The following is a 23,182-nucleotide window of genomic DNA, read 5'->3' as shown; positions in this document are numbered from 1 at the left end:
GCAATGGAGTTAGTCTTGTTGTTGTCTCATATAAGCAGGAATATCCAGATAGTCACCGTCAAGTTCGCCGCCTACGACAAGTCTTGGTCTTACTTTGGCGCGAACAGGAGCAGGTGTTTCACTGACAAAATCTTCATTGTTTGTCAGTTCTTTTTCAAAACCTGTTGCAACAATAGTGATTTTAATATAGTTCTCAGGAATCTTCTCGCTTGTAGAGGTTCCCCAGATAACTTCTGCATCATCATGTGCACTTTCATGGACAACTTCCATTGCTTCTGCAAGTTCCATCATAGGAAAATCAGGATGCATACTGAAATGTACCAAAACACCCATTGCACCGTTAATGGACATGTTGTCTAAGAGCGGAGACTCTATTGCCGCTTTAATCGCTTCATAGGCTGCATTTTCACCTTCATGTTCCCCCACACCCATCAGTGCCATACCTTTGTGACTCATAACAGTTTGCAAGTCGGCAAAGTCAAGGTTGATATCATTGTCCCCGCTTGAGAGGATAACACCTGATGTTCCGCTGACAGCCTGTGCCAATACGCTGTCTACTATTTTAAAGCTCTCTTTAAGTCCCAGTCTTCGGTCGATGATTGATAAAAGTTTGTCATTTGGAATAACTACTATAGAATCACTCTCTTTTTTGAGTTCTTCTAATCCTTCTTCCGCTAATTTTAAACGTTTTTTTCCTTCAAACATAAAAGGTTTGGTAACGATTGAAATAGTAAGGGCTCCAACTTCTTTGGCTATCTGAGCAACTACAGGTGCAGCACCTGTTCCGGTTCCTCCGCCAAGACCTGCAGAGATAAAAACAATGTCAGCCCCTTCAAGTGCTGCTCTGATTTCATCATAGTTTTCCAGTGCAGAATCTTTGCCTATGCTTGGTTTCATTCCGGCACCCAAACCTTTTGTAAGTTTTGCACCTATTTGAATCTTTGAAGCGGCATTTGTTTCATTGAGAACCTGTGCATCGGTATTGATAAGCATCATCTCAATACCTGTTACACCTTCATTAATCATATGTCCTATCATGTTTCCACCGCCGCCACCGACACCGACAGCTATAATTCTCGCACCGGTAGGGCTCTGTGCTTCTTCTATTACAAATGGTTCCATTCTTTCACTCCTTTAAAATAACTGGGTTGCCCAGTTCCAAAATTTACTGAAACTTCCAGCTTCATCACTTTTTTTCTCTTTTGCTGTCTCTAAGTTTACCATTTTATCCTTATCACTAACTGTTTGTTCTTCAGATGAGACTATAGGTATAACAGGTTCATTGGACAGATCAATACTGTTTGTTACTGTCGGCTCTTCATTAGTATGACGGACTCTTTTGTTGACATCAATCTCATAAGGGGTATAAGGAGAAGCAGAGTATATAACCAGTCCGACAGCACTTGCATATTCCGGACCGCGCAGTGAGTCAAAAAGACCGTTCATCTCAATAGGTTTTGCCAAACGAACAGGGACAGAACCAAAGGTTGCTACAGCCAAGTCACGTATACCGTCCATTTTTGAAAAACCGCCTGTGAGGACTATACCTGCTCCAATCTGCTCTTTAAGCCCACTGTTTTCTATAAACTGTGCAAGTATCATTAATGTCTCTTCGACTCTTGCAAATATAACATTGTGGACAACTTCCAGAGAGACTTCATGCGTAGAGTTCTCATCCCCGATAATAGGAAGCTCTATTAAATCATTGCTTGGCGTGAGCAGTGAACCATAAGTCAGTTTTACTTTGTCTGCAACATTAAGCGGTGTGTGCAAGGCCATGGAAAGGTCACTTGTCACATGGTTTGAACCAACACCCAAGAATTCGTTGTAGCGAATTGAATTGCCTGAATGAATGGCAATGTTGCTTGTGTTACCACCCATATCAATAACTGCGGCACCTAACTCTCTTTCATCTTCATTGAGTGTTGCGATGGCTGAAGCATAACTGTTAAGGACTACATTCTCCACCTCGACACCAGCTCCCCTGACAGCTTTTTTAAGATTGTTCAGATTTGATTTTTGTGTCGTTATGATGTGTGTTTCAACCTCAAGTCTTGAAGCATTCATCCCAAGCGGATCTTCTATATAGTCCTGGTCATCTACTTTAAAGTTAAAAGGCAGTGCATGCAGAACTTCGTATTCGTTTGGTATATTGGCGTTGTACAAAGAAGTGTGCATAACTCGTTTTATCTCTTCAAAGGAGATCTCCTTTGATTGAATGTTTACAATGCCGTTTGAGTTAAGGCTTTTTGTGTAGGCTCCGGATATGGAAACAATTGCCGTGTTGATATTGCTGCCTGATACCCGTTTTGCATCTTCAACTGCTGTTTTTATACTTCTTGAAGCAAGTTCAATGTTTGTTATGCTTCCCTTTTTTAAACCCTGTGCTTTTGTTGTGCCTGCACCGGTTATTGAGATTGTATGATTATTGTCGATTTCTGCAATGATTGCACAAATTTTTGTCGAACCTATATCTATGGCTAAAACAGTTCTACTCAATTTAGAGTCCTTGAATATAAATCTCAGTTTGGTACTTGTTTTGAAGCGTTTTTATAAGCCCTTCGTTAAACAGAGTATTTTTTAATTTTGCGACAGTATCGCTAACATTGTTGTTTTTATTTGTAAGCAGTTTTTGTTCCAAAATGTTGTATAAAACAACTTTTCCGTTATTCAGACCGATATAAGATCTTTTTTTATCACTCACAAACAGTTTTTGTAAGAAATCAGCAGCTTCTTGCTTACTTAGAGGTGCTAACTTGTCTACAGAAGTCACAGTAAGAAAATCAGAAGTTTTGCCTATAAAAGTATTTACAGAATCATTGACAAGTTTCATCAGCTTTTCTTTTTTCTTTTGTGTTATATAGAGTGGTAAAATTTCCGCTTTTGCTTCTTCAAATGATTTTGGTTTTGCAGGTATTGTTTTTGTTAACTCAAAAACATAGTATGTTCCATTGATATTTATCGGTTTTGTATATGGTTTCGTCAGTGCCAGTTTGGAAATTGTATCGAGTGTTTGCTCATTGAACGGATTGTTTGATTTTGAGATTTGAGTACTTTGCGGTTTTACAGTGTCCGGAAGTTTGTTCTTTTTAAATGCTATATATGTTCGTAAGGCTTTGTCTTTCATCGCTTTTGCATTAAGCTCCCTAAGAACCTTTTCTTTAGCTGCCTCAAGAGTTAAAATTTTACCGTCACTGCCTTTGAAATGTGTTCTGTTTTCTTTGTAGTATGTCGCAATCTCTGTATCGCTGAATTTTTTTGTTACAGGGGCTACCTTGATAAAAGTAACCTCGTAAACAACATCATTCATAAAATTGTTTTTCTGTTTTTGCCAAAACTTTTTTAATGCTTCATTGTCTACAGAAACCTGAATGTCATCAAGTGCAAGAACTTTATAGTTTATTTTGTCTGCGATGTTGAAAATCGTGTTTAAAATATTTTCTTCATTTTTTGATGTTTTTACAGGAAGCAGTTTCAAAGTTTTTTGTATAAGAAGTTCTTTTCGCAACTCGGTTTCATACTCTTTGATACTCAGTCTGTTCTGGGAAAGGACAAGCTTGTATGTCTCTTTGTCGAATGCTCCGTTTTTGTAAAAAGCTTTTTGCTGTTTGAGTGCTTCAATCATCTCTTCGTCACTTACGATAAGGTCATAGGACTGTGCAAGATTTATAAGCAATGCCTGCTGTACCAACTGTTGGAGTGCCTGTTTGTCCAATCCGAACTGTTTTGCTTTTTCTTCATCAAAGTTTCCCTGAAACATTTGATTATACTGTGCATAAAGACGAGAATAGGTTTTTTGCAGTTCACCGTTTGTAATTTCAACATTTCCCACTTTTGCAACAGCACCTGCTTTGTTGCCATAGCTGTATTGTCCCCAGCCGACAAAGCCTGCTCCAACAAATGCTATTGTTGAAATCCATATAGTTATAATAAGCCATTTCTTATGTCTTTGCATCCATGTAATCATATAATAAAAACCTTGTTTGTGATATTGTTTGATATTCTATGTAAATTCGTATTAAAACTTGATAAAGAGAGAAAATAAAAGGTATAATTTGCCCATGAAAAACAATGAATTGAAAAACAGAGATCTGGATGTCCTTTGGCATCCGTGTACACAAATGAAAGACCACGAAACGCTGCCGCTTATTCCGATTAAAAAAGCACACGGTATTTATCTGGAAGATTTTGAGGGAAACAGGTATATAGATGCTATCAGCTCCTGGTGGGTAAATATGTTTGGACATACGAATGAATATATTAATTCAAAAATAAAAGAACAGCTTGATACTTTGGAACATGTTATATTGGCAGGTTTTACGCATGAACCGGTTATAAGGCTCTCTGAGCGTCTTGTAAAACTAACACCGGCTAACCTGGATAAGTGTTTTTACTCAGATAACGGTTCATCTGCTGTTGAGCTTGCCTTGAAGATGAGTTATCATGCTCATTATAACGACGGAAAGAAAAAGTCTCTTTTTGTTTCTTTAAGCAATTCATACCATGGAGAAACCATAGGTGCTTTGAGTGTCGGAGATGTGAAACTTTACAAAGAGACCTATGAGCCTCTTTTGATCAAAACAATTCAAACACCTGTCCCTGTTGATATGAGTGAGACGGCAGCTGTAGAAGCAGCGCAGAAGTTTGAAGAACTGTGTCAGGAAAAAGCATCACAAATCAGTGCCTTGATATTAGAACCTCTTATACAGGGTGCAGGCTATATGCATATGTATCATGCAAAGTATCTGGTACTTGTTCGGGAAATATGTACAAAATATGATATTCATCTTATAGCCGATGAGGTAATGGTCGGTTTTGGAAGAACAGGAGAACTTTTTGCCTGTGAAAAAGCAGGAATATCCCCTGATTTCCTGATTCTTTCAAAAGGCTTGACCGGCGGATATTTACCGCTTTCTGTGGTTCTGACTTCCAATAACATATATGCAAAATTTTACTGTGACTATAATGAGCATAAAGCTTTTTTGCATTCTCATTCCTATACAGGGAATGCCTTAGCCTGTGCCGCTGCAAATGCAACACTTGATATTTTTGAAAATCAAAATATTATTGAAAAGAACAGAGAGCTTGCAGACTATATGTCACAAAAACTCCAAAGGTTTTTAGAATTGCCGAATGTAGAACAAATCAGACAGACAGGGATGGTTGGTGTTGTGGAACTCAAAGGCTATGATGCTAAAGAGAGAATAGGGCTAAAAGTATATGAATATGGGCTTGAACATGGTGTTTTGCTGCGTCCGCTTGGACACATAGTCTATTTTATGCCGCCTTATGTGATAACTAAGGAAGAGATAGATACTATGATGGATGTGGCATATGAAGCCATAACAGGGCTTTAGTCATAATCACAAAGAGAGTTACACGAATCACCTAACATGAGTAAGCGACAGCTTTTTTCCAAAATGGCAAGTTTTTTTGCCATTTCATGAATATCTCTGCTGTATGCATAGACCCCATATCCGCGAATCACCATCAGATTTGTCTTTTTTGTTTGAAAATACAAAATAATTTCACTTTGTGCTCTTTCATACCAGTCTTCAAATTGTTTGGGATCGATTATTTCCACCAAGCCTATCTCTGTATATCCAAAATAATCTTTTGGAATGATAATGTTATGTTCAAGTGAATAGGCTGTAGTGAATTGTGGCATACTGAAGCATATAAATTTTGCTTCTGAAATATGCGAATAGATTCCTTGGTGAATATTGGCGTCTATACTTGCCTGTTTCCATCTGTAGTCCTGTTTGAAAGACAACTCTATAAGACTCTCTTCATTGATGTTGTCAAATATAGCCTCTTTTGTGTTGATGATAAAGCGGCTTTTGTCTGTTTTGGAAGATATTGAACCGTGATATATGCCAAAAAAATCTTTTCTAAACATGGAAAGAGCCAGTGATGAGAGTTGATTTTTAAGGCGTGTTTTATTCATAAGGGTTACTTAAACCAGTTTTTCATTTTGTCTATCACTGAATCCAAAATACCTTCATGAGGTTTTGATTCTATGCCAAAAGAGTCTTGAATTTTGTCTAAAAGCTCTTTTTGTTCATCAGTCAGTTTTTTAGGATACTGGATGTTGATCACAGCGATTAAATCACCTTTTCCGTGTCCATGGACATCTTCTATCCCTTCACCTCTAAAGACATACCGTTGTTTGTCTTTTGTTCCGATGTCAAGTTTTAGTTCAAGTTCGCCTGTTAAAGAAGGTATTGTCAGGGTGTCTCCTTTAACAGCTTGCGTGAAAAATACCGGAATTTCAATATATACATCATTGTCATCTCTTATAAAATGTTTGTCAGGTTTGACTTCAAATGTTACATAAAGATCGCCACGGTTTCCTTTTTTGCCGATATTTCCTTTTCCTGAAACGCGTAAGCGGTTCCCGCTGTCAATACCTTTTGGCACAGAGATGGTAATAGTCTCTTTTACCTCTTCATACCCCTTGCCATGGCATTTTCTACATTTGTCTGTTGCTGAGGTACCTGTTCCGTTACATACCGGACAGGTTTGAGAAAAGGTCATAAAGCCCTGTTTCATATAGATTTGCCCCTGTCCTTTACACTGCGGACATGTTGAGAGTTTGCCGTCTTTTGCTCCTGTACCTTTACATGATTCACAGGCTTTTTTATAGGTGTATTTTATCTCTTTTTCACAGCCAAATACAGCCTCGTTAAAGTCAATAACAATATCGACATTCATGTCAAGCGGATATTTGTCCATATCGGCAGGATTTTGGCGTCTTGTGCGTCCGCCGCCAAATCCGCTGAACATCTCTTCGAACATAGACCCCAAATCATCAAAACTTGAAGAAGATCGACTGCCGCCACCCATTCCCTGGAGACCTTCCTTGCCATAACGGTCATAAATACTGCGTTGCTGGTCATTGCTCAAACACTGATAGGCTTCATTAATAAGCTTAAATTTGTGTTCTGCCTCTTTATCCCCAGAGTTTTTATCCGGATGATATTTTTTTGCCAAAGTTCGGTAAGCTTTTTTGATAGTTGCCTTATCTGCATTTTGTGATACTTCTAAAATCTCATAATAGCTTAAGTGTTCCATTATAATAAAATCCTATTTAAATATTTTTTTGAAATTATACCCATTTTGTAGTTTAAAAAAAAATAATTAGATGATATAATACTGTTTATGAAACAAACAACTCTTTTTTTCCTGATGATGACACTTTTTTTAGGGTGCAACAAACATACACAGTCGCCACAGCCAAGCAAAATAAAAAATGTAAATTTTACCAAAACATCTTTTTCAAAACTTCCCGGATTTCAAGAACAAAATTATGATGAATTCTTAAATAATTTTACAAATAACTGTAAAAGTACACAGGGACAAAAAATCTATAAAAATTTATGTCAAAAAGCCTTACATGTAACAGATGCAAAACAGTTTTTGCTTAATAACTTCACCCCTTACTCAATAGCTGATACAAGTGGAAATAAAGAGGGCTTGTTAACCGGGTACTATGAAGCACGGATACACGGTTCTTTTCATAAAAGCGATACCTACAAATATCCGATTTATGCAACACCGAAGGATCTGGTTGTTGTCGATCTGAGTTCTATATATCCCGAACTCAAAAACTACAGGCTTCGAGGAAAGATACAAAATAACAGACTGGTTCCTTATTACAGCCGCAAAGAAGCAAAGCTTCATGATTTAAATGCTTCGGTCATTTGCTACTGTGATTCTAAAATAGACAGATTTTTTCTACAGGTACAGGGTTCAGGAAAGGTGATTCTGGATGATAATTCGACGATGTATATAGGATATGAAAACCAAAATGGCTATAAATATAAATCAATAGGAAAGTATTTGGTGCAAAAAGGAGAAATTTCTTTGCAAAACATCTCTTTGCAGAGTATCCGTAAATGGTTGGAGGAACATCCCTCTCAGATCGATGAAATACTTGATTACAATCCCTCTTTTGTCTTTTTTACAAAAAGAGACAAAGGTGCAACAGGTGCATTAGGGTTACAACTTCGAGAGAAAAGTTCTATTGCAGTTGATAAAAAATATATTTCGTTGGGAAATATGCTATACTTGTCATCAAATTTCGGAAAAGAAAAATTTAATAATATCGTTTTTGCCCAAGATACGGGTGGAGCTGTCAAAGGTCCTGTACGGGCAGATCTGTTTTTAGGCAATGGAGAAGATGCATTGAAAATTGCCGGAAAACTACAATCACCATTGCAGTTATGGCTATTTATGCCAAATAAAAAAGAAGTGAATGAATGAACAGTTCCTTGGAAAAATTTAACAGGCTTGTTGATGCACTCGGTGAATTGCCAAGTATTGGGAAAAAGTCGGCGACAAGACTGGCGTATCATATGATTATGAACGATACATTTGCAGGGATGAAAATAGCACATGCTATTGAAGATGCCCTGGGGAGTCTGAAAAAATGCAAAGAGTGTGGTGGCATGAGCGAAGATGAACTGTGTCATATCTGCTGTGACGAGACACGCGACACATCTTTATTGTGCATAGTTGAAAATGCTAAAGATATTTTGCTTTTGGAAGAAAATGGCCTGTTTGACGGAAAATATTTTGTTTTGGAATCACTCGAAGAGTTAAGTATGACACATCTGGAAACTATTGTACAAAATGGAATAAGAGAAGTGTTGTTTGCGCTTACGCCCTCAATAGCAAATGATGCCGTCATTCTGTATATAGAAGACAAACTTGGTATATATGATTTGAATTTTTCTAAAATAGCACAGGGTGTCCCGACAGGAGTCAGTTTGGAAAATATAGATTTGCTTTCATTAACGAGAGCGTTAGAAGATAGAGTAAGGGTGTAGATGAGATTATTTTTATATGTGATTTTAATAGTAACGGTGCTCCAGGCAGAACAAATCTCTGATGCAACAAAAAGTAAAATAAATATTGAAAATATTGCAAATGATACTTCAAAAGAGAATATGCAAAAATGGCTTGATAACTCTTTTGGTCTTCGTCCCTATAAAGCAAATTACCTTTTACCTTTTGGTGCTGCAAATAAGAAGTATATAAATCATAAACTCGATATTGTGCCATATGATAAGTTTGAAGCTGAAATCCAAGTGAGCTTGCAATTGCAAGTTTTTAAAAATATTTTTGGTTTAGGGGAAAAATACTCTTTGGCATATACGCAACAGGCTTTTTGGCAGATATATGTTACATCTTCTCCTTTTAGAGAAAACTTATATAACCCTGAAGGATTTGTTGTTTTTCCCATTAGTGACAAAAGCTCAATATTTCAAATGCGATCATTAAAATTTGCTATTGCACATAAATCAAACGGACAGCCGAATACAGAGTATATACCAGAATTTAATGGTTTTAATCTCTCTAAAAGTATAAATTATTTTTATACAACATTGCGATTGCAACATAGTACGCTTATTACAGACTTAACACTTTTGGTACCTTTCCCGGGAAGTGCAAATTTAAGTGATAATCCTGATTTAATGAAATATTTAGGGTATACAAAGGTAAAATTTACCTATTTTTATAATAAACATATGTTTAGTCTGATGGCACGAGGGAATATAGACAGTATGAGAGGAGCGGTTGAAGCGACCTATTCTTACCCTTTACGAAAAGACAAATCATATCTGTATATAAAACTTTTTAGTGGATATGTAGAGTCTTTAATAGATTACAACAAAGATATCACAAAACTTTCTATAGGTTTTAGCTTTTCTCGTTAGTAAAGAAAACTTTTTTGCATCTCTTTTTTTATGGCTTCTTTGTCAAGTTCAAAGTTGCAAAAAAGTTCATTTGCCAAAACTCCCTGTCCCAAAAGCATGTCTGCACCGTCTTTACATGTAAGACCTTTTTCCTTGGCAAGTTGTAAAAAGGGAGTAATTCTGCCATATATGGCATCTGCAACATAGCGGGTATTTTGCAAAGCAGCTTCAATCATCTCTTTTGGTGCAGGCAGATTTTCATCTTTGAGACCGGCACTTGTTGTATTTATAACCAAGTCATACTGACTGGGCTGAAAATTTTCCCATGTATAACATTCACAGTCAAGTTTTTCAAAGTATGTAAGGCGTGCCTTGCTTCTGTTGAGTATGCTTACATGTAAACCTTCTTCTAAAAATTTTTGCACAAGAGCTTTTGCTGTGCCGCCTGCACCAAGTACCAAAATATTTTGTATATTTTTAAACTCATTTATGGCATACATAAAGCCATCAGCATCTGTATTGTAGCCGATAAGTTTTCCGTTTTCATTTATAAGTGTATTGACAACTCCGATTTTTTTTGCAAAGCCCCGAACTTCATCACAGGCAGCATAGGCGCTCTCTTTGTGTGGTACTGTGACATTGGCACCGCTCAGGCCCAGAGAAAAAAAGGTTTCTTTGAGTTTGTTGCCATCTTTGAGAAGCGTGCGTGTATAGCAGGCATTGTAATTAAGATTTTTGAAAACGCTGTTGTGCATCAGAGGACTGCGGGAGTGTGAAACAGGATTTCCAAAGATGGAGAAAAGTTTATGCATTGTATCTCTTTTAGTCTTTTTTATCTAAATCTTCAAGTGAGTGAATGAGCGCACCCAGTTTATTGTTTACTTCAAGATACTCCAGTTCTTTTATACTGTCTGCGACTATGCCCGCACCTGCCTGAAGAACTACCTTGTCTTCTTTTACAAGGGCTGTTCGTATGGCAATTGCACTGTCCATATTTCCGTCAAACCCGAAGTATCCGACACTGCCGCTGTAAAAACCGCGTTTTAAGCCTTCATATTCGGCTATAAGTTCCATAGCACGAATTTTTGGAGCACCGGTCATAGTACCTGCTGTAAATGTTGCCATAAACAGATCAAACATATCTTTGTCATCATCGAGTGTTGCTACCACATCAGAAACAATATGCATAACATGTGAAAAACGCTCTATATGCATAATATCTTCCACTTTGACTGTACCGGTTTTGGCAACCCGGCCGACATCGTTTCTGCCAAGATCTATAAGCATTAAATGTTCAGCCAACTCTTTTGGGTCTGCGAGCAGTTCTTTTTCAAGTTCTTTGTCTTTTTGTTTTGTAGTTCCGCGTTTTCTTGTACCGGCAATTGGGCGAAGAAGCAATTGTGTATCTGTGAGTCTCACCATAACTTCAGGCGATGAGCCGACGATACTGAAATCTTCATACTCCATTAAAAACATATAAGGGGAGGGATTTTTTGTACGAAGAATACGATAAAAACTAAAAGGGTGCACTTTTATATGTCTGGTGAAACGATTTGTCATCAAAATTTGAAAAACATCACCGCTTTTAATCATCTCCTTTGATTTGTCTATCATGGCAAAGAATTTTTCTTTTGTATGGGCAAAGCTTCCTTTGTCCTCTCCAATGTTGAAGACTCTGTGTTTGTAAGTATATGTGCCTTTTAAATCATTTTCAATGGCTTGAAATTTTTCACTGTACTCTTTGAGTGTCGAAATAAGTGTAATCTGATGATTTTTATGGGAATAGACAAGGACAAGTTTTGGTAAAATCAGGTCTAAGTCCGGAGTGTTCAATTCGTCTTTGAGGTTGTCCATGAATGATCGAAGTTTTGGCTCAAAGACTTTTACCATATCATAACCGATATAGCCGATAAATCCATCCACATAACCGACATTTAGTTTTTTTGTGGCATTTTTATATTCGTCTGTATCTATATTTTTATAATACTCTTTTAAAAAGGAAAAAGGATTTTCTTTTTTAATATGTTTTGTACCGTTTTTGTCTGTATAGACTGTTTTGTCGTCTATAAACTGTAAGCGTTCTCTCGCACCTATACAGATAAAACTGTAGTTCCCCTCACTTTGTCCGGCACTTTCAAAAAGGTAGGAGACCTCCTCTTTGAAAAACTCTTTTAGTTTTGAATAAACGGCAATAGGTGCCAGCTGATCTTGTGTAAATTGTTTAGAATATATCAAGATTACCCTTGTAAAATTATAATTTTACTAAAAATGCACCCGGCTCAATTTTGGCACGAATAACACGTTTAGCATTATTTGCTTCTTTTTGTGTTTTAAATGGTCCAATCAATACTTTGTTAAGTGTTTTTGAATTGACTGTAACTTTATGATATCTATATTTATAGCCTAAATTCGTAATAGATTTTAGGAATTTTTTATTTGGTTCATATTTTGAAAAAGACCCCACCTGTATATAATACTTTACCTTTGATGTTCCATGAGGTTTCTGTTTTATCTGAGGTTTTTGTGTCACTTTTTTGGTTTGAGTCACTACTTTTTTCTGTGGTGCAGCAACTGTTTTATGTTCTTGTTTACTTTCTTGTTTGAGTTTTTGTGCGATTTTATCTAAATCTTCATCAACAGAATTATTTTCCTGTATGACATCCACTTCTTCAAAAAGAGGTTCTTCAGGTGTTTCCTGTGCAAGAGTTTTGGCTTGAGGTTCCGGCGGCAGTATAGCTTGAGGCAAATTGTCTGTCCCCTTGGAATTAAGTGAATTCATAAGCATTACAACTACTATGAGAATAATTCCCAATGTTGCAACAGCGAGAATTATTTTTTTATTTGAGCTGGAAGAGCCGTTTTTATTCAGGACAATATCACTTAGTTCATTCTTATCATTCATACTATTATACCCTCAATCTTTTATTTGTTCTATGATACCAAAAATAACCTAAAGAACAAAATCACATATGCTTCGACCACGAAGCGCCTCTCTCTTTTGCATAGACTTCATAAGGAAGTGTCAAAATGTTGTATTCATCAGGCAAATCATTTGTCGGAAACATTCTCCACTGCTTTGGCTGTTTTGCAGCCAGTTTCATACTGATCATTTTGCCAAGCTGTATCGCTTCTTGCAGTGTAGTATGCCCTTTGTGAATATAGAGATGCAAATGCCCTTTGGTCTTTGTTTCATAGGCTGTAAAGTTAATAAAACCTTCTTCTCGCAAAAGAAGCTGTGCTTTGTGATAAAATCTTTCAGGATCTCTGCCGTTATAATCAATAACTATATTTTCAACAATCCCTTTTTTGTCCACAATCGAATGAGCTACAGTTATTTCACCTTTTATATGTTTGTTAATCACAGACTGGTTTAAAGGCGCATTGACTTTTTCAAATTTATTGTAAAAAGTACGCCCTTTAAAAGTGATTTTGTTCACTACCGTATCTCTTTTGATCCAGTAGTGGTCACTTACCATTTTTATAAGTTTTAAATCCATGGCAGTCATGTGGGAACCTTAATATGTTGGTTGGTTGTATATTACAAAATTTTGTGCAAGTTCTTTGAGTTCTTCTTTTATTTTTGCCTGAAGTTCAGTATTGTTGATATCATCCAAAACATCTGCCATTTTATTTGCGATGAGTTCAAACTCTTTTTCTTTCATACCGCGAGATGTAAGTGCCGGTGAACCGATACGAATACCTGATGTTACGAAAGGACTTCGTGTCTCTCCGGGAACAGTGTTTTTATTGACAGTGATCCCTGCATTTCCCAGAGCTGCATCAGCATCTTTTCCGGAGATCTCTTTGCCTACAAAACTGACAAGCACTAAGTGATTGTCTGTTCCGCCGCTTACGACATCATAGCCGCGTTTCATAAGTACATCAGCCAATACAGAAGCATTTTTCTTTACCTGTTTCGCATAATCTTTCCACTCTGGTGTAAGATTGTGTTTAAAACCAACTGCTTTTGCAGCGATTACATGTACAAGCGGTCCGCCTTGAAGAGCCGGGAAAATAGCAGAGTTTATCTTCTTTGCTATATCCTCATCATCTGTCATTATCATACCGCCGCGAGGTCCTGCAAGTGTTTTGTGTGTAGTTGTTGTAACTACATGTGCATGAGGGAATGGACTAGGATGCTCACCTGCGGCTACCAAACCTGCAATGTGTGCGATATCTGCAAAAAGAATTGCACCGACTTCATCGGCAATTTCACGAAATTTCTTAAAATCAATTTCACGGGCATATGCAGAAGCCCCGCATACGATGATTTTAGGCTGTACAATTTTAGCGATATCTAAAACTCTGTCATAGTTAATACGTCCGTCAAGTTCAACACCATAGGTGAAACTGGAGTAGTTTTTCCCTGAAAAACTTGGTTTGGAACCATGTGTCAAGTGTCCGCCATGGCTCAGGTCCATACCTAAAAGTTTGTCACCTGCTTTTAAGAGTGCCGCATAAACAGCTCCGTTCGCCTGTGATCCTGAATGTGGCTGTACATTTGCATATTTGCACCCAAAAAGTTTACATGCTCTGTCTATAGCCAGCTGTTCTACGCTGTCAGCATATTCACATCCGCCATAGTAGCGTTTTGCCGGATACCCTTCAGCATATTTGTTTGTAAAAACCGAACCCATAGCTTCCATTACTGCCGGAAGTGTGAAGTTTTCACTTGCTATCATTTCCAGATGGTTAGTCTGTCTCTCTAACTCTTTTTCGCACAAGTTATAAACTTCTTCATCGTACTCTTTTAAAAAACTCATGGTGTCAAAATCCTTGTAAAAATTAAAAAATATATTTATTGTACTGAAAATATAATAATATTGTTCTGAATGGAGAGTCTGTTTTTTATTTATCAGGGTTTTGAGAGCTGTCCTTAAGTTTCTATGTGCAATAATGATGGAAAATTTCAATATAAAGGTGTTGCTATGAGAAAGTATGAAACGTATAGATGTAACAAATGTGGAAATATTGTAGAAATACAGGCAGTCGGAGGAGGAGAACTGCATTGTTGTGGCGTGGCAATGGAGATGATTACGCAAAATCTTACTTTAGTCAATCTTATGAAAGCGTTTGCCGGAGAATCTCAAGCCCGAAACAAATACGAATTTTATGCAAAAGTAGCACAAAAAGAAGGTTACCGAGATATAGCTGCCCATTTCCAAAGAGCGGCAAACAATGAAAAAGAGCATGCAAAATTAGAATTTGCCCTGCATAACAGGCTCAAAAACAACAGTGAAGAGAGCTTTGGCAAGACAATGGAAAATCTTCAAGATGCCATTAATGGTGAGCATTATGAAAATTCTGATATGTATCCTGATTTTGCAAAAATTGCCAAAGAAGAGGGTGATAAAGAAGCAGCTGCACTATTTACGGCTATTGGCAAAGTGGAAATTGAGCATGAGAAAATGTATAAAATGCTTTTAGAACGTCTAACTTCCGGACATGAGTTTGAAAGTGATGAAGAAGAAGCATGGATATGTGAAGTGTGCGGGCATGTTCATTATGGAAAAAAACCACCGAAAAAATGTCCTGTGTGTAAACATCCGCAAGAGTATTTTTCAAGACTGCTTGAAATAAAATAGGTCCCAAAGAGGATGAAGGAAGTCTTAAAAGACTATCGCTTCATATACATACAGCGTTGCATCCTTGCAATGCTCGGGTGCAATTCCCGCTTTTTCAATGCAGCAGCTTCTGACAAACTGCTCTTTGTCCCATCCCATATCTGTTGCAACTTGCGGTAAATAGGTACCGTTTTTATTGCCGTATTCAATATATATTCCATGTTTGCCGACAATGACATCATCAACAGAATTGACTTTTTTTCTCGGTGTAAGCACTGAAATTTCAATCTCTATATTGTCAAGTTCTTCTTTTGTGACAGGGGTAAAACGGGTGTCATACCGTGAAGCGGAAATTGCCATATCTATAATGACTTGATAAAGAGGCTCATCCGGTTCAAATCGTCCTATACAGCCTCTGAGTCTGCCGTTTTCTTTAAGTGTGACAAAAGCACCGAGGTGCAGTTTGAATTTTGGAGGTACTTTCTCTTCATCGAGGGCAATTTTTCGGTTATGTATAACAGCTTCATAAAGCGCTGCTTTTGCTATCTCTTTGAGTGCTTTTTTTTCTTCGTTTGTGAGGTAAAATTCATCTGTGTCCATAATAAAACTCCTTTGTAGATATATTTTACATATCTTTTACAAACTAATACTACACTTTATATATGAAAAACAAGATAAAATTATTAAAACAAGAAATAGCAAAAGGGGTCATCGGTCATGAAAATATGATTGATGCTCTGCTTATCGGACTTATTACAAACGGACATATATTGCTTGAAGGGGTTCCCGGTCTTGCAAAAACAACGGCTGTCAATGCCTTGTCAAAAGCATTGAGCCTGGATTTTAAACGTGTGCAGTTTACTCCTGATTTACTGCCGTCAGACATTATCGGAGCAGAGATTTATGATGTCAAATCCGGAGAGTTTAAAATTAAACACGGTCCGGTTTTTACAAATTTGCTTTTGGCAGATGAAATAAACAGAGCGCCTGCAAAAGTACAATCGGCACTCTTGGAAGTCATGCAAGAGAGACAGGTTACAATTGGTGATGAAAGTTTTAAAATCGAACCTCCGTTTTTGGTGCTTGCAACACAAAATCCGATTGAGCAGGAGGGCGCGTATACTTTGCCCGAAGCGCAGTTAGACCGCTTTATGTTTAAAGTAATTGTCGGTTATAACACAGAAGATGAAGAGTATTTAATAGCACAAAAAGCTGCAAATGAGACTTTTGAAACCATTGAACCGGTTCTTTTGGCCAGTGAACTCGAAGAGATGAAAGAAGAGGTAAAGGCTGTTTATATCGAAGAGGAGTTGAGTACCTATATAGTAAGACTGATCTTTGCAACAAGAGATCCGAAAAAATACGGTCTTGAAGCGTTGGAACGATATATAGCTTTTGGAGCAAGTCCGCGTGCAACGATAAATATGCTCAAAGCCGTCAAAGCAAGAGCCTATTTAAGAGGGAATGATTTTGTCTCTCCTATAGATATTGCTCTGAGCATCAAAGATGTATTGCGACACCGTATCATTTTAAGTTATGACGCCATTGCAGAGGGGTTAAGCAGTGATGATATTATTCAAACAATCCTAGAATCTATAGAAATACCGTAACAGCATGCTGAAAACACTTTTGGAGTCCAATAAAAAACTTGCACTAATCCTTATCAAAACACAAAGAGAAGTCTTTAGTAAAATTGCAGGGGAAAATATTTCAAAAAAAAGAGGCGAGGGATATGATTTCCAAGAACTCAGAGAGTATGAAAGCGGAGATGATATAAGGCATATTGACTGGATTATAAGTGCAAAAACTACAAAACCCTATGTGAAAGTTTTTCATCAGCAAAAAGAACTCAACGTAGTGATTGTTCCGTTTTTATGCGGTTCGCTTCATTTTGGAACGAAAATACTGAAAAAAGATTTACTGACTCAGATTTGTGCATTACTCAGTTACAGCTGTGTCAAGCAAAACAATCCCTTTGAGAGCTATATCTGCAGTGATACACTCTTTTTGTGTACGCAAAAGACCAAACAGCTCTTTGCTGTGCGAAGACTGGCAGAAAAGGTTGAGAGTTTTGATATTCTTGGAAAAACTTTGGATTATTCGTATAGTACACAGGCTCTTTACAGACAAATTCAAAGAAAGAGCATGCTGTTTTTAATCGGAGATTTTTTTGATACGCATGATTTAAATTTGATGGCATTGAGTCTGAAACATGAGCTTGTACTTATTATTGTCCGTGACCGTTTTGAAGAAAATCCTGCAGAACTTGGGGAGTTGCATATTACCGACCCGGCTTTGGGTATGAGTGCAGAGATAAGCCTTAACAAAAAAACGCTCCATTCCTATAGAAAAAAAATAGTACAAAATGATGAGATGCTGTATAAAAAACTGAAAACAGCAGGAGTCCGTTTTGTGAAAATTTACACAGATGAAGATCCGGCTGAAAAAATTATCGGTCTTATGGAGAAAACATGAATGAAATAAATGATATTTTTGCTCCTGTAACAGTACCGGACAACTCTTTGTATCTGTTAGTGTTTTTTATACTGCTTTTTTTTATACTGTTTTTTGCACTCTTTTATTTTTATAAAAAAAGAGTGCAAAAAAATAAAACAGACGAAACATGCTATTTGAAAATACTGCTGCATTCAAATTTTTATAATGTCAAACAAAGTGCTTACCTTTTTACCTATTACGGAAGAAAACTGGCAAAAACACAAGAGCAGAAAAAAGAGCTTGAGCATATAATTTCACAGCTTTTTCTCTATAAATACCAACAAAAATCTCTACAGATACCGCAAAAGCTCTCTCATGAAATAGAGAATTTTTTAGATACGCTAAGAGAATTCTATGCTTAATTCCTTTCATTTTACATATCCCTTTTTTTTGCTGCTGCTTCCTTTGTTTGTTTTGAGCACTTTGTTATTCAATCAGGAAAAAGAATCTTTCTATATGCCTCATTTTTTGCAACTGCTCTCGCATGTTAAGAAGAAACACTATGCAAGAGAAATTATAAAATGGGCTATGATTACATGTATGACTGTTGCATTGAGCGATCCTGTTGTAGTGAAAAAAATAAAAGCAGTCAGGAGCAATGCAGTTGATATTGTGCTGGCACTTGATACCAGCGGTTCTATGAGTACTTATGGTTTTAATGAAAAAAATTACAAACAAAGCAGACTGGATGTGGTAAAAGAGGTCGTGAAAAGTTTTATAGATATGAGAAAGAGAGACAGAATAGGTTTGGTCATTTTTGGTACAACAGCCGCTATAGCCTCTCCTCTGAGTTTTGACAAAGAGGCGCAAAAAAATATCGTGGGCAAGATTGAAGTGGGGGTTATTGGTAAAAGCACAGCTTTGATTGATGCTCTCGTCTCCTCTGTAACGCTTTTGAAAAATTCAAAAAGCAAGTCAAAAATCATTATACTGTTGAGCGACGGAGAAGACTCTGCAAGTAAAATTCCGCTTGCATTTGCACTGAAACTGGCAAAAAAATACAGCATAAAAATTTATACGATAACCATAGACAAAAGTTACAGCAACATGATGAAGGTTATTGCCAGTAAAAACGGTGCACAAAACTTTGAAGTGCAAAATAAAAAAGATTTACTTAAAGTCTACAAACGCATTGATAGGCTGCAAAAAAGTGAACTCGAGTACAATACTTTAGATGTAGAAGAGCATATATATTTTTATTTTCTTCTGTTTTCGTTGTTATGCGCAATCTTGCTTGTAGCACATGTAAAAACGAGAGGGGTGTTGTAAATGTTCTTTTTATATGATTATGTGCTGTACCTCTTGGTTGTTCCTGCATTACTCTTTCTTTTCTCTTTTAAAAAGAGCAACAATATTCTCGAAACTGTTTTTTCTCAGGCAGTGATCAGACAACTCACATTACATCCTCAGTTAATACAAGCTTCCATGCGCTACAGATATTTTTTACTTGTCATATCTTTGATGATAGTCGCACTTGCCCGTCCTGTATATCTGAAACAAAATACGGTGATCAAACAGATGAGCAGCTCGGCTGTTATTGCACTTGATGTCTCAGAATCTATGAATTCATCAGATATTTATCCGAGCCGTTTCACTTTAGCCAAAGAAAAACTTGTAAAACTCATCGAAAAAGCAGAGCATTTACATGCAGGGGTACTGTTGTTCGCTAAAAACAGCTATATGCTTTATCCTCTCAGTGAAGATACACAGGCTCTTGCTTATATGCTTAAAAACGCTCAGATAAAGCAAAAATTTGAGCCAAACACCAATCTCTTTGGTGTATTTGAGGCAAGTGAAAAAATGCTGCATACAGAAAAAACAAAAAATATAATTTTACTGAGTGACGGTGGTGAAGATGTCACAAGAGTGGATGAAACTGCATATATTAGAAAAAATCATCTAAGGCTGTATGTCATTGATTTTGCATCCAGGAAAAATAATGCCTTGAACAATATGGTGCAAAAGAGTCATGGGTATTATACAAAGTATCAATGGGGAGAGGGTGACATAGAAAAAATTCTCAATGCCATACAAAAGAGTTCGCAAAAGATATCTGCTGATGCATATGATATGAAACAGTATCAGGAACTGTTTATGTATCCTTTGGGGCTTGCACTGTTGATTCTCTATTTTGTTTTTATACTGAACTTGAAAAAAAAGCATACAGTTAAACTGACAGTGTTGTTTGCTCTGATGCAGCTGACTTTTTTAAATACTCCTGTAAATGCGGGTGTTTTCGATTTTATAACTCTGCAAAAAGCAAAGTCTTTTTATGCAAAAAAGCAGTATGAGCAAGCGGTAGAATGTTACAAAAAGCTCAAGCCTACAAGCGCAGTTAATTATAATATTGCCAATGCTTTGTATAAAGAACATGAATATTTACAGGCAATAAAGTATTATAAAAAAGCACTCGGCAAAGATAAACTGTTCAATGCAAAAATTTATCACAATATCGGCAACTGTTATGTACAAAGAGGGAAACTGGAACTGGCAAAGTCTCAGTTTGAGCATTCTTTGCAACTGCATGTTTTTGATGAGACAAAAAAGAATTTACAGATAATTACACAGGAGCTTAAAAAAAGAAAAAAACTCAAAAAGATTTTCAGCAGAGGCACGGCAAAAGTATGTTTTAAAAACAGGCTTGAACAAATGAATAATGATTATAAAGTCAGTTCAAAATACAAGATAAAACTGCAAAAACTGGTTTTGTCAGAGGAAGAAAAATGGATAAAAATAATACAAAAACAAAAAACTCCTGTTTTCTTGCAAAAAATCCGGACAAAAAGGAGCAGCAGTGACAGTAAAAAACCTTGGTAGTATAATTTTTTTACTCTTTTGTATTCCTTTGGAACTGTATGCATGGGTACAAACAACTGCACCCAAAGAGATTGTCAAAACAGAAACTTTGGAGTTTCGCGTGGTTGCAAAAGGTTTTCATGTTACATTTCCAATGATAGAGTATATAGACGGGTATATCGTGCAAAATGTAAGAACTTTCCATGAGGCAACGCTGATTCATGCGAAAAAAGCAGACAAAGTGACTAAAATTTACTCTTTGGCACCGACCGAAGATGTTACATTACCTGCTTTTAGTATCAAAGTTGACGGCAAGGTTGAAAAGACACAGCCTTTACATGTAAAGGTGAAAAAACGCACACAAACACATTCACCGGATTATCAACTCAGTATGAACATCAGCAATATAACGCCGATGGCAGGAGAAAAGTTTCTGTTACATGTAAGGCTTGTCTGTAAAGATGATGTAGAAGACTATAGTGTTGAGACCCCCCGTTTTAATGATTTTGCATTGCAGGAAATCAGTGACAAAGAGTATAAAAACGATAAAGGCGAATGGGTCGAAGAGCTTCGCTATGAAATCATAGCCCAAAAAAGCGGGACTTTTGTTTTAAATCCCATAAAAGCTACAATAGAACTCTCAATCCCAAAATATGCAAAACGAAATATTTATTCTAATGCTCTGAACCTGGAAGTGAAAAAAATTCCAAATAATCTTACTGTTATGGGTTCTTATGAGCTTCATGCAAGTGTGAATGTCAAATATGTCCAAAAAAATCAGCCGGTACAATTCACACTCTCTCTGCGGGGCGAGGGTAATATCAATAATTTTGATGATATAAACATAAGTATAGCAGGTGCAACCGTATACGAAAAAAGTACAAAAAAACTGCACCAGGGAGAGGAAGAAATTTATCAAAAAAGTTTTGAAATTGTTTCGGATAAAAACTTTACGATTCCCTCTGTTTCTTTAGAATATTTTGACATCAAGGAGCAAAGAGTAAAAGAGATAACAACACAGGCTTTTGCGATACATGTGGAAGATGCTGTGTTTGAAGATACAACAAAAAAGAAGGAAAGGACAACTATGATGGAAAAAGCAGTTTATTTTTTGTCGGGAGTATTTGCAGCACTGTTTTTAGTTTACATGTATCAGGTACTGAAAAATACTACAAGAACGGACAAAGAAAAAAGGATCAAAAAAGAGTTGCAGAGTATTGGAGATAAAGAGAAATTTTTGAAAAAAGTTGTACCTTATTTGGGAAAAAACAGATCACTGGACAGATTACTGTATACTCTTGAAAATGTGGAAAATTCTGAATTTAAGCAATTGAAAAAAGAGATAATCAGATATATCTGTGAAGAAGATATTTTATAGCAACATTATGTTGCTATAAAACTAGTTTAAGTTCGGTTTAGGAGTTTTATCTGTTGAAGCAGGAAGCATAGGCATCATCATATGCGGTTTTTTCCCTGTTAATGAACCTAAGAATGCTTCAATAGACTCAGCCTGTTTGTCCGTAATTTTCATTCCAAGTTGAATACGCCCCATCTCTTTGATAGCATCTTTTAAGTTCCAAATCATACCATTGTGAAAGTAAGGTGCAGTCTCAGTAATGTTTCTGAGTGTCGGTACTTTTACCATGCCGTTTTTGTCACCTTTAAAGTCACCTGTATTCATGTATTTGTATGTTGCTGCCACATTCAATACATTCATTTCACCGCCAAGTGCTACACCGTTATGACAAGATGCACAACCAACTTGAATGAAAGTTTTCAGACCCTCTTTTTGCTTTGGTGTCATTGCTTCTTTGTAACCATTCATAAATGCATCAAACGGTGCCGGTGTTACAAGTGTACGTTCAAAATTTGCAATAGTGTCCGTAATTTTTTCAAAAGTGATTTTTACATTGTCACCGTATGCTTTTTTAAATGCTTTTACATATTCCGGCATAGATTTGACTACTTCTTCTATATGTCCTTTTGTTGCTGCCATTTCAGGATGGGCAAGTGCCGGTCCCTGTGCCTGCTCTTCCAAATCTTTTGCCCGTCCGTCCCAAAACTGAGAACCGAAGAACACTGCATTGTAAACTGTCGGTGCATTTAAGTGATGCGGATTGTGTCTCCACATATGTCCTGTTGAAGGACCTACGCCGTCATCTCCACCTTCCATTAAATTATGGCATGTGTTACATGAAATAAGACCACTGCGTGAAAGACGCGGATCCATATAAAGCTTTTCACCGAGTTTTACTTTTGCTTTTGTGATAGGATTTTTCGGATTGTCTATCAGTTTTAAAAGTTCAGTTTGTGAACTCGGAATTGGCATAAGGCCTGCGTTTTTTGCATCTTGAACCAATGATGATGCCATTAACGAAGCGGCTGTTAATGCTAGTGCTGCGATTTTTTTCATTTTGTCTTCCTTCTAAATATTTATAGGTGTAGTATAACAGAACTAATCTTAAAGGAAAATAATTATCATTTAAAAAAATTTATGGAATTTATCTTTCAAACTGGAACAGGAGTGACAAAAAGCAGCAACAGTCGGCACTGAAGTACCGATTCCGGGAAGAGAGTGCTGTTTGGAAAAGGCTTTAAAAACATTTTTGGTATTTTTCAGGTCTG

At 36.8% G+C, this 23,182-nt stretch carries 23 protein-coding genes; 11 read left to right on the top strand and 12 right to left on the bottom strand.

Translation table 11 applies throughout. The annotated features are described in order from the left end of the window. Nucleotides 1-9: 9 nt before the first annotated feature. Genes ftsZ through MNY28_RS03155 form a run of 3 tightly spaced genes read right to left on the bottom strand, consistent with a single transcriptional unit; the run spans nucleotide 10 to nucleotide 3,967 of the window. The gene (ftsZ, locus tag MNY28_RS03165; RefSeq protein WP_151900107.1) at nucleotides 10-1,122 is read right to left on the bottom strand and encodes a cell division protein FtsZ; all 1,113 of its coding nucleotides are present in this window, start codon (nucleotides 1,120-1,122) and stop codon (nucleotides 10-12) included. A gap of 12 nt (nucleotides 1,123-1,134) precedes the next feature. Then, the gene (gene ftsA / locus MNY28_RS03160; protein ID WP_346388876.1) at nucleotides 1,135-2,499 is read right to left on the bottom strand and encodes a cell division protein FtsA; all 1,365 of its coding nucleotides are present in this window, start codon (nucleotides 2,497-2,499) and stop codon (nucleotides 1,135-1,137) included. A gap of 1 nt (nucleotide 2,500) precedes the next feature. Next, nucleotides 2,501-3,967 carry a peptidylprolyl isomerase gene (locus MNY28_RS03155; RefSeq protein WP_346388875.1) on the bottom strand — a complete coding sequence of 489 codons (1,467 nt, stop codon included), beginning with the start codon at nucleotides 3,965-3,967 and terminating at the stop codon, nucleotides 2,501-2,503. 94 nt (nucleotides 3,968-4,061) lie between these two features. Between MNY28_RS03155 and MNY28_RS03150 the strand changes: the two genes are divergently transcribed. After that, complete coding sequence (locus MNY28_RS03150; RefSeq protein ID WP_346388874.1) at nucleotides 4,062-5,357, top strand: adenosylmethionine--8-amino-7-oxononanoate transaminase; 1,296 nt, start codon at nucleotides 4,062-4,064, stop codon at nucleotides 5,355-5,357. Here the strand turns inward: MNY28_RS03150 and MNY28_RS03145 are convergent. Further along, nucleotides 5,354-5,947 (bottom strand): class II aldolase and adducin N-terminal domain-containing protein, encoded by a 594-nt coding sequence (locus tag MNY28_RS03145; protein ID WP_151900111.1) that lies wholly within the window; start codon nucleotides 5,945-5,947, stop codon nucleotides 5,354-5,356. The two genes, MNY28_RS03150 and MNY28_RS03145, sit on opposite strands and share 4 nt — an antisense overlap. 5 nt (nucleotides 5,948-5,952) lie before the next feature. Next, nucleotides 5,953-7,074, bottom strand: a complete 1,122-nt coding sequence (gene dnaJ / locus MNY28_RS03140) for a molecular chaperone DnaJ (protein WP_151900112.1) — start codon at nucleotides 7,072-7,074, stop codon at nucleotides 5,953-5,955. Nucleotides 7,075-7,161: 87 nt separating this feature from the next. Here dnaJ and MNY28_RS03135 point away from each other — a divergent pair, with 87 nt between their 5' ends. Genes MNY28_RS03135 through MNY28_RS03125 form a run of 3 tightly spaced genes read left to right on the top strand, consistent with a single transcriptional unit; the run spans nucleotide 7,162 to nucleotide 9,722 of the window. Continuing rightward, nucleotides 7,162-8,265, top strand: a complete 1,104-nt coding sequence (locus MNY28_RS03135; RefSeq protein WP_346388873.1) for a murein transglycosylase A — start codon at nucleotides 7,162-7,164, stop codon at nucleotides 8,263-8,265. Then, nucleotides 8,262-8,831: a recombination mediator RecR gene (recR, locus tag MNY28_RS03130; protein ID WP_151900113.1), complete on the top strand. Its 570-nt coding sequence runs from the start codon at nucleotides 8,262-8,264 to the stop codon at nucleotides 8,829-8,831. Before MNY28_RS03135 ends, recR begins: the two co-directional genes overlap by 4 nt. Then, a complete protein-coding gene (locus MNY28_RS03125) occupies nucleotides 8,832-9,722 on the top strand; it encodes a phospholipase A (RefSeq protein WP_346388872.1) in 891 nt (296 codons plus the stop codon). On the opposite strand, the gene MNY28_RS03120 is transcribed toward MNY28_RS03125, so the two are convergent. From MNY28_RS03120 to MNY28_RS03100, 5 genes are all read right to left on the bottom strand, one after another. Beyond that, nucleotides 9,719-10,513 carry a shikimate dehydrogenase gene (locus MNY28_RS03120; RefSeq protein WP_151900115.1) on the bottom strand — a complete coding sequence of 265 codons (795 nt, stop codon included), beginning with the start codon at nucleotides 10,511-10,513 and terminating at the stop codon, nucleotides 9,719-9,721. The genes MNY28_RS03125 and MNY28_RS03120 overlap by 4 nt on opposite strands. A gap of 10 nt (nucleotides 10,514-10,523) precedes the next feature. Then, nucleotides 10,524-11,936 carry a chorismate-binding protein gene (locus MNY28_RS03115; protein ID WP_151900116.1) on the bottom strand — a complete coding sequence of 471 codons (1,413 nt, stop codon included), beginning with the start codon at nucleotides 11,934-11,936 and terminating at the stop codon, nucleotides 10,524-10,526. A gap of 16 nt (nucleotides 11,937-11,952) precedes the next feature. Continuing rightward, nucleotides 11,953-12,603, bottom strand: coding sequence for an SPOR domain-containing protein (locus MNY28_RS03110; RefSeq protein WP_346388871.1), 651 nt, complete (start codon nucleotides 12,601-12,603; stop codon nucleotides 11,953-11,955). 61 nt (nucleotides 12,604-12,664) lie between these two features. Further along, nucleotides 12,665-13,207, bottom strand: coding sequence for a DUF1882 domain-containing protein (locus MNY28_RS03105; RefSeq protein ID WP_151900118.1), 543 nt, complete (start codon nucleotides 13,205-13,207; stop codon nucleotides 12,665-12,667). A gap of 9 nt (nucleotides 13,208-13,216) precedes the next feature. Then, entirely contained in the window at nucleotides 13,217-14,464 is a 1,248-nt protein-coding gene (locus MNY28_RS03100) for a serine hydroxymethyltransferase (protein ID WP_151900119.1), read from the bottom strand. Between the two features lie 165 nt (nucleotides 14,465-14,629). Here MNY28_RS03100 and rbr point away from each other — a divergent pair, with 165 nt between their 5' ends. Then, entirely contained in the window at nucleotides 14,630-15,286 is a 657-nt protein-coding gene (gene rbr, locus MNY28_RS03095) for a rubrerythrin (protein WP_151900120.1), read from the top strand. Between the two features lie 24 nt (nucleotides 15,287-15,310). Here rbr and amrA read toward each other — a convergent pair whose 3' ends face one another. After that, the gene (gene amrA / locus MNY28_RS03090) at nucleotides 15,311-15,865 is read right to left on the bottom strand and encodes an AmmeMemoRadiSam system protein A (RefSeq protein ID WP_346388870.1); all 555 of its coding nucleotides are present in this window, start codon (nucleotides 15,863-15,865) and stop codon (nucleotides 15,311-15,313) included. Nucleotides 15,866-15,927: 62 nt separating this feature from the next. Here amrA and MNY28_RS03085 point away from each other — a divergent pair, with 62 nt between their 5' ends. The 6 genes from MNY28_RS03085 to MNY28_RS03060 all read left to right on the top strand — a co-directional run bounded on the left by MNY28_RS03085 (nucleotide 15,928) and on the right by MNY28_RS03060 (nucleotide 21,935). Continuing rightward, a complete protein-coding gene (locus MNY28_RS03085) occupies nucleotides 15,928-16,875 on the top strand; it encodes a MoxR family ATPase (RefSeq protein ID WP_151900122.1) in 948 nt (315 codons plus the stop codon). Between the two features lie 4 nt (nucleotides 16,876-16,879). After that, on the top strand, nucleotides 16,880-17,740 hold the full coding sequence (locus tag MNY28_RS03080; RefSeq protein ID WP_346388869.1) for a DUF58 domain-containing protein: 861 nt from the start codon (nucleotides 16,880-16,882) through the stop codon (nucleotides 17,738-17,740). Beyond that, nucleotides 17,737-18,123: a hypothetical protein gene (locus tag MNY28_RS03075; protein WP_151900124.1), complete on the top strand. Its 387-nt coding sequence runs from the start codon at nucleotides 17,737-17,739 to the stop codon at nucleotides 18,121-18,123. The genes MNY28_RS03080 and MNY28_RS03075 overlap by 4 nt, the downstream gene beginning before the upstream one ends. Before the next feature lie 94 nt (nucleotides 18,124-18,217). Next, a complete protein-coding gene (locus MNY28_RS03070; RefSeq protein WP_346388868.1) occupies nucleotides 18,218-19,030 on the top strand; it encodes a VWA domain-containing protein in 813 nt (270 codons plus the stop codon). Then, nucleotides 19,031-20,578 carry a VWA domain-containing protein gene (locus MNY28_RS03065; protein WP_346388867.1) on the top strand — a complete coding sequence of 516 codons (1,548 nt, stop codon included), beginning with the start codon at nucleotides 19,031-19,033 and terminating at the stop codon, nucleotides 20,576-20,578. Then, nucleotides 20,556-21,935 (top strand): BatD family protein, encoded by a 1,380-nt coding sequence (locus tag MNY28_RS03060; protein ID WP_346388866.1) that lies wholly within the window; start codon nucleotides 20,556-20,558, stop codon nucleotides 21,933-21,935. Before MNY28_RS03065 ends, MNY28_RS03060 begins: the two co-directional genes overlap by 23 nt. Before the next feature lie 21 nt (nucleotides 21,936-21,956). Here MNY28_RS03060 and MNY28_RS03055 read toward each other — a convergent pair whose 3' ends face one another. Then, a complete protein-coding gene (locus tag MNY28_RS03055; RefSeq protein ID WP_346388865.1) occupies nucleotides 21,957-22,970 on the bottom strand; it encodes a cytochrome-c peroxidase in 1,014 nt (337 codons plus the stop codon). Nucleotides 22,971-23,182 lie beyond the last annotated feature (212 nt).

Origin of the sequence: Sulfurimonas sp. NWX367, assembly GCF_039667065.1 — a bacterium.
In the GTDB taxonomy this organism is placed as follows: Bacteria; Campylobacterota; Campylobacteria; order Campylobacterales; family Sulfurimonadaceae; genus Sulfurimonas; species Sulfurimonas hydrogeniphila.
The sequence above is the reverse complement of the archived record's forward strand: the minus strand, read 5'-3'. Positions and strand labels throughout refer to the sequence as shown.

Excerpts from the sequence above, each read along its gene's own strand:
- ftsZ (WP_151900107.1), bottom strand. The coding sequence starts at position 1,122 with ATGGAACCATTTGTAATAGAAGAAGCACAGAGCCCTACCGGTGCGAGA.
- MNY28_RS03150 (WP_346388874.1), top strand. The coding sequence starts at position 4,062 with ATGAAAAACAATGAATTGAAAAACAGAGATCTGGATGTCCTTTGGCAT.
- MNY28_RS03120 (WP_151900115.1), bottom strand. The coding sequence starts at position 10,513 with ATGCATAAACTTTTCTCCATCTTTGGAAATCCTGTTTCACACTCCCGC.
- amrA (WP_346388870.1), bottom strand. The coding sequence starts at position 15,865 with ATGGACACAGATGAATTTTACCTCACAAACGAAGAAAAAAAAGCACTC.
- MNY28_RS03055 (WP_346388865.1), bottom strand. The coding sequence starts at position 22,970 with ATGAAAAAAATCGCAGCACTAGCATTAACAGCCGCTTCGTTAATGGCA.
- MNY28_RS03075 (WP_151900124.1), top strand. The coding sequence starts at position 17,737 with ATGAATGAAATAAATGATATTTTTGCTCCTGTAACAGTACCGGACAAC.
- MNY28_RS03135 (WP_346388873.1), top strand. The coding sequence starts at position 7,162 with ATGAAACAAACAACTCTTTTTTTCCTGATGATGACACTTTTTTTAGGG.
- MNY28_RS03105 (WP_151900118.1), bottom strand. The coding sequence starts at position 13,207 with ATGACTGCCATGGATTTAAAACTTATAAAAATGGTAAGTGACCACTAC.
- MNY28_RS03085 (WP_151900122.1), top strand. The coding sequence starts at position 15,928 with ATGAAAAACAAGATAAAATTATTAAAACAAGAAATAGCAAAAGGGGTC.
- MNY28_RS03145 (WP_151900111.1), bottom strand. The coding sequence starts at position 5,947 with ATGAATAAAACACGCCTTAAAAATCAACTCTCATCACTGGCTCTTTCC.
- MNY28_RS03155 (WP_346388875.1), bottom strand. The coding sequence starts at position 3,967 with ATGATTACATGGATGCAAAGACATAAGAAATGGCTTATTATAACTATA.
- dnaJ (WP_151900112.1), bottom strand. The coding sequence starts at position 7,074 with ATGGAACACTTAAGCTATTATGAGATTTTAGAAGTATCACAAAATGCA.
- MNY28_RS03125 (WP_346388872.1), top strand. The coding sequence starts at position 8,832 with ATGAGATTATTTTTATATGTGATTTTAATAGTAACGGTGCTCCAGGCA.
- MNY28_RS03100 (WP_151900119.1), bottom strand. The coding sequence starts at position 14,464 with ATGAGTTTTTTAAAAGAGTACGATGAAGAAGTTTATAACTTGTGCGAA.
- MNY28_RS03065 (WP_346388867.1), top strand. The coding sequence starts at position 19,031 with ATGTTCTTTTTATATGATTATGTGCTGTACCTCTTGGTTGTTCCTGCA.
- MNY28_RS03110 (WP_346388871.1), bottom strand. The coding sequence starts at position 12,603 with ATGAATGATAAGAATGAACTAAGTGATATTGTCCTGAATAAAAACGGC.
- MNY28_RS03080 (WP_346388869.1), top strand. The coding sequence starts at position 16,880 with ATGCTGAAAACACTTTTGGAGTCCAATAAAAAACTTGCACTAATCCTT.
- rbr (WP_151900120.1), top strand. The coding sequence starts at position 14,630 with ATGAGAAAGTATGAAACGTATAGATGTAACAAATGTGGAAATATTGTA.
- MNY28_RS03070 (WP_346388868.1), top strand. The coding sequence starts at position 18,218 with ATGCCTCATTTTTTGCAACTGCTCTCGCATGTTAAGAAGAAACACTAT.
- recR (WP_151900113.1), top strand. The coding sequence starts at position 8,262 with ATGAACAGTTCCTTGGAAAAATTTAACAGGCTTGTTGATGCACTCGGT.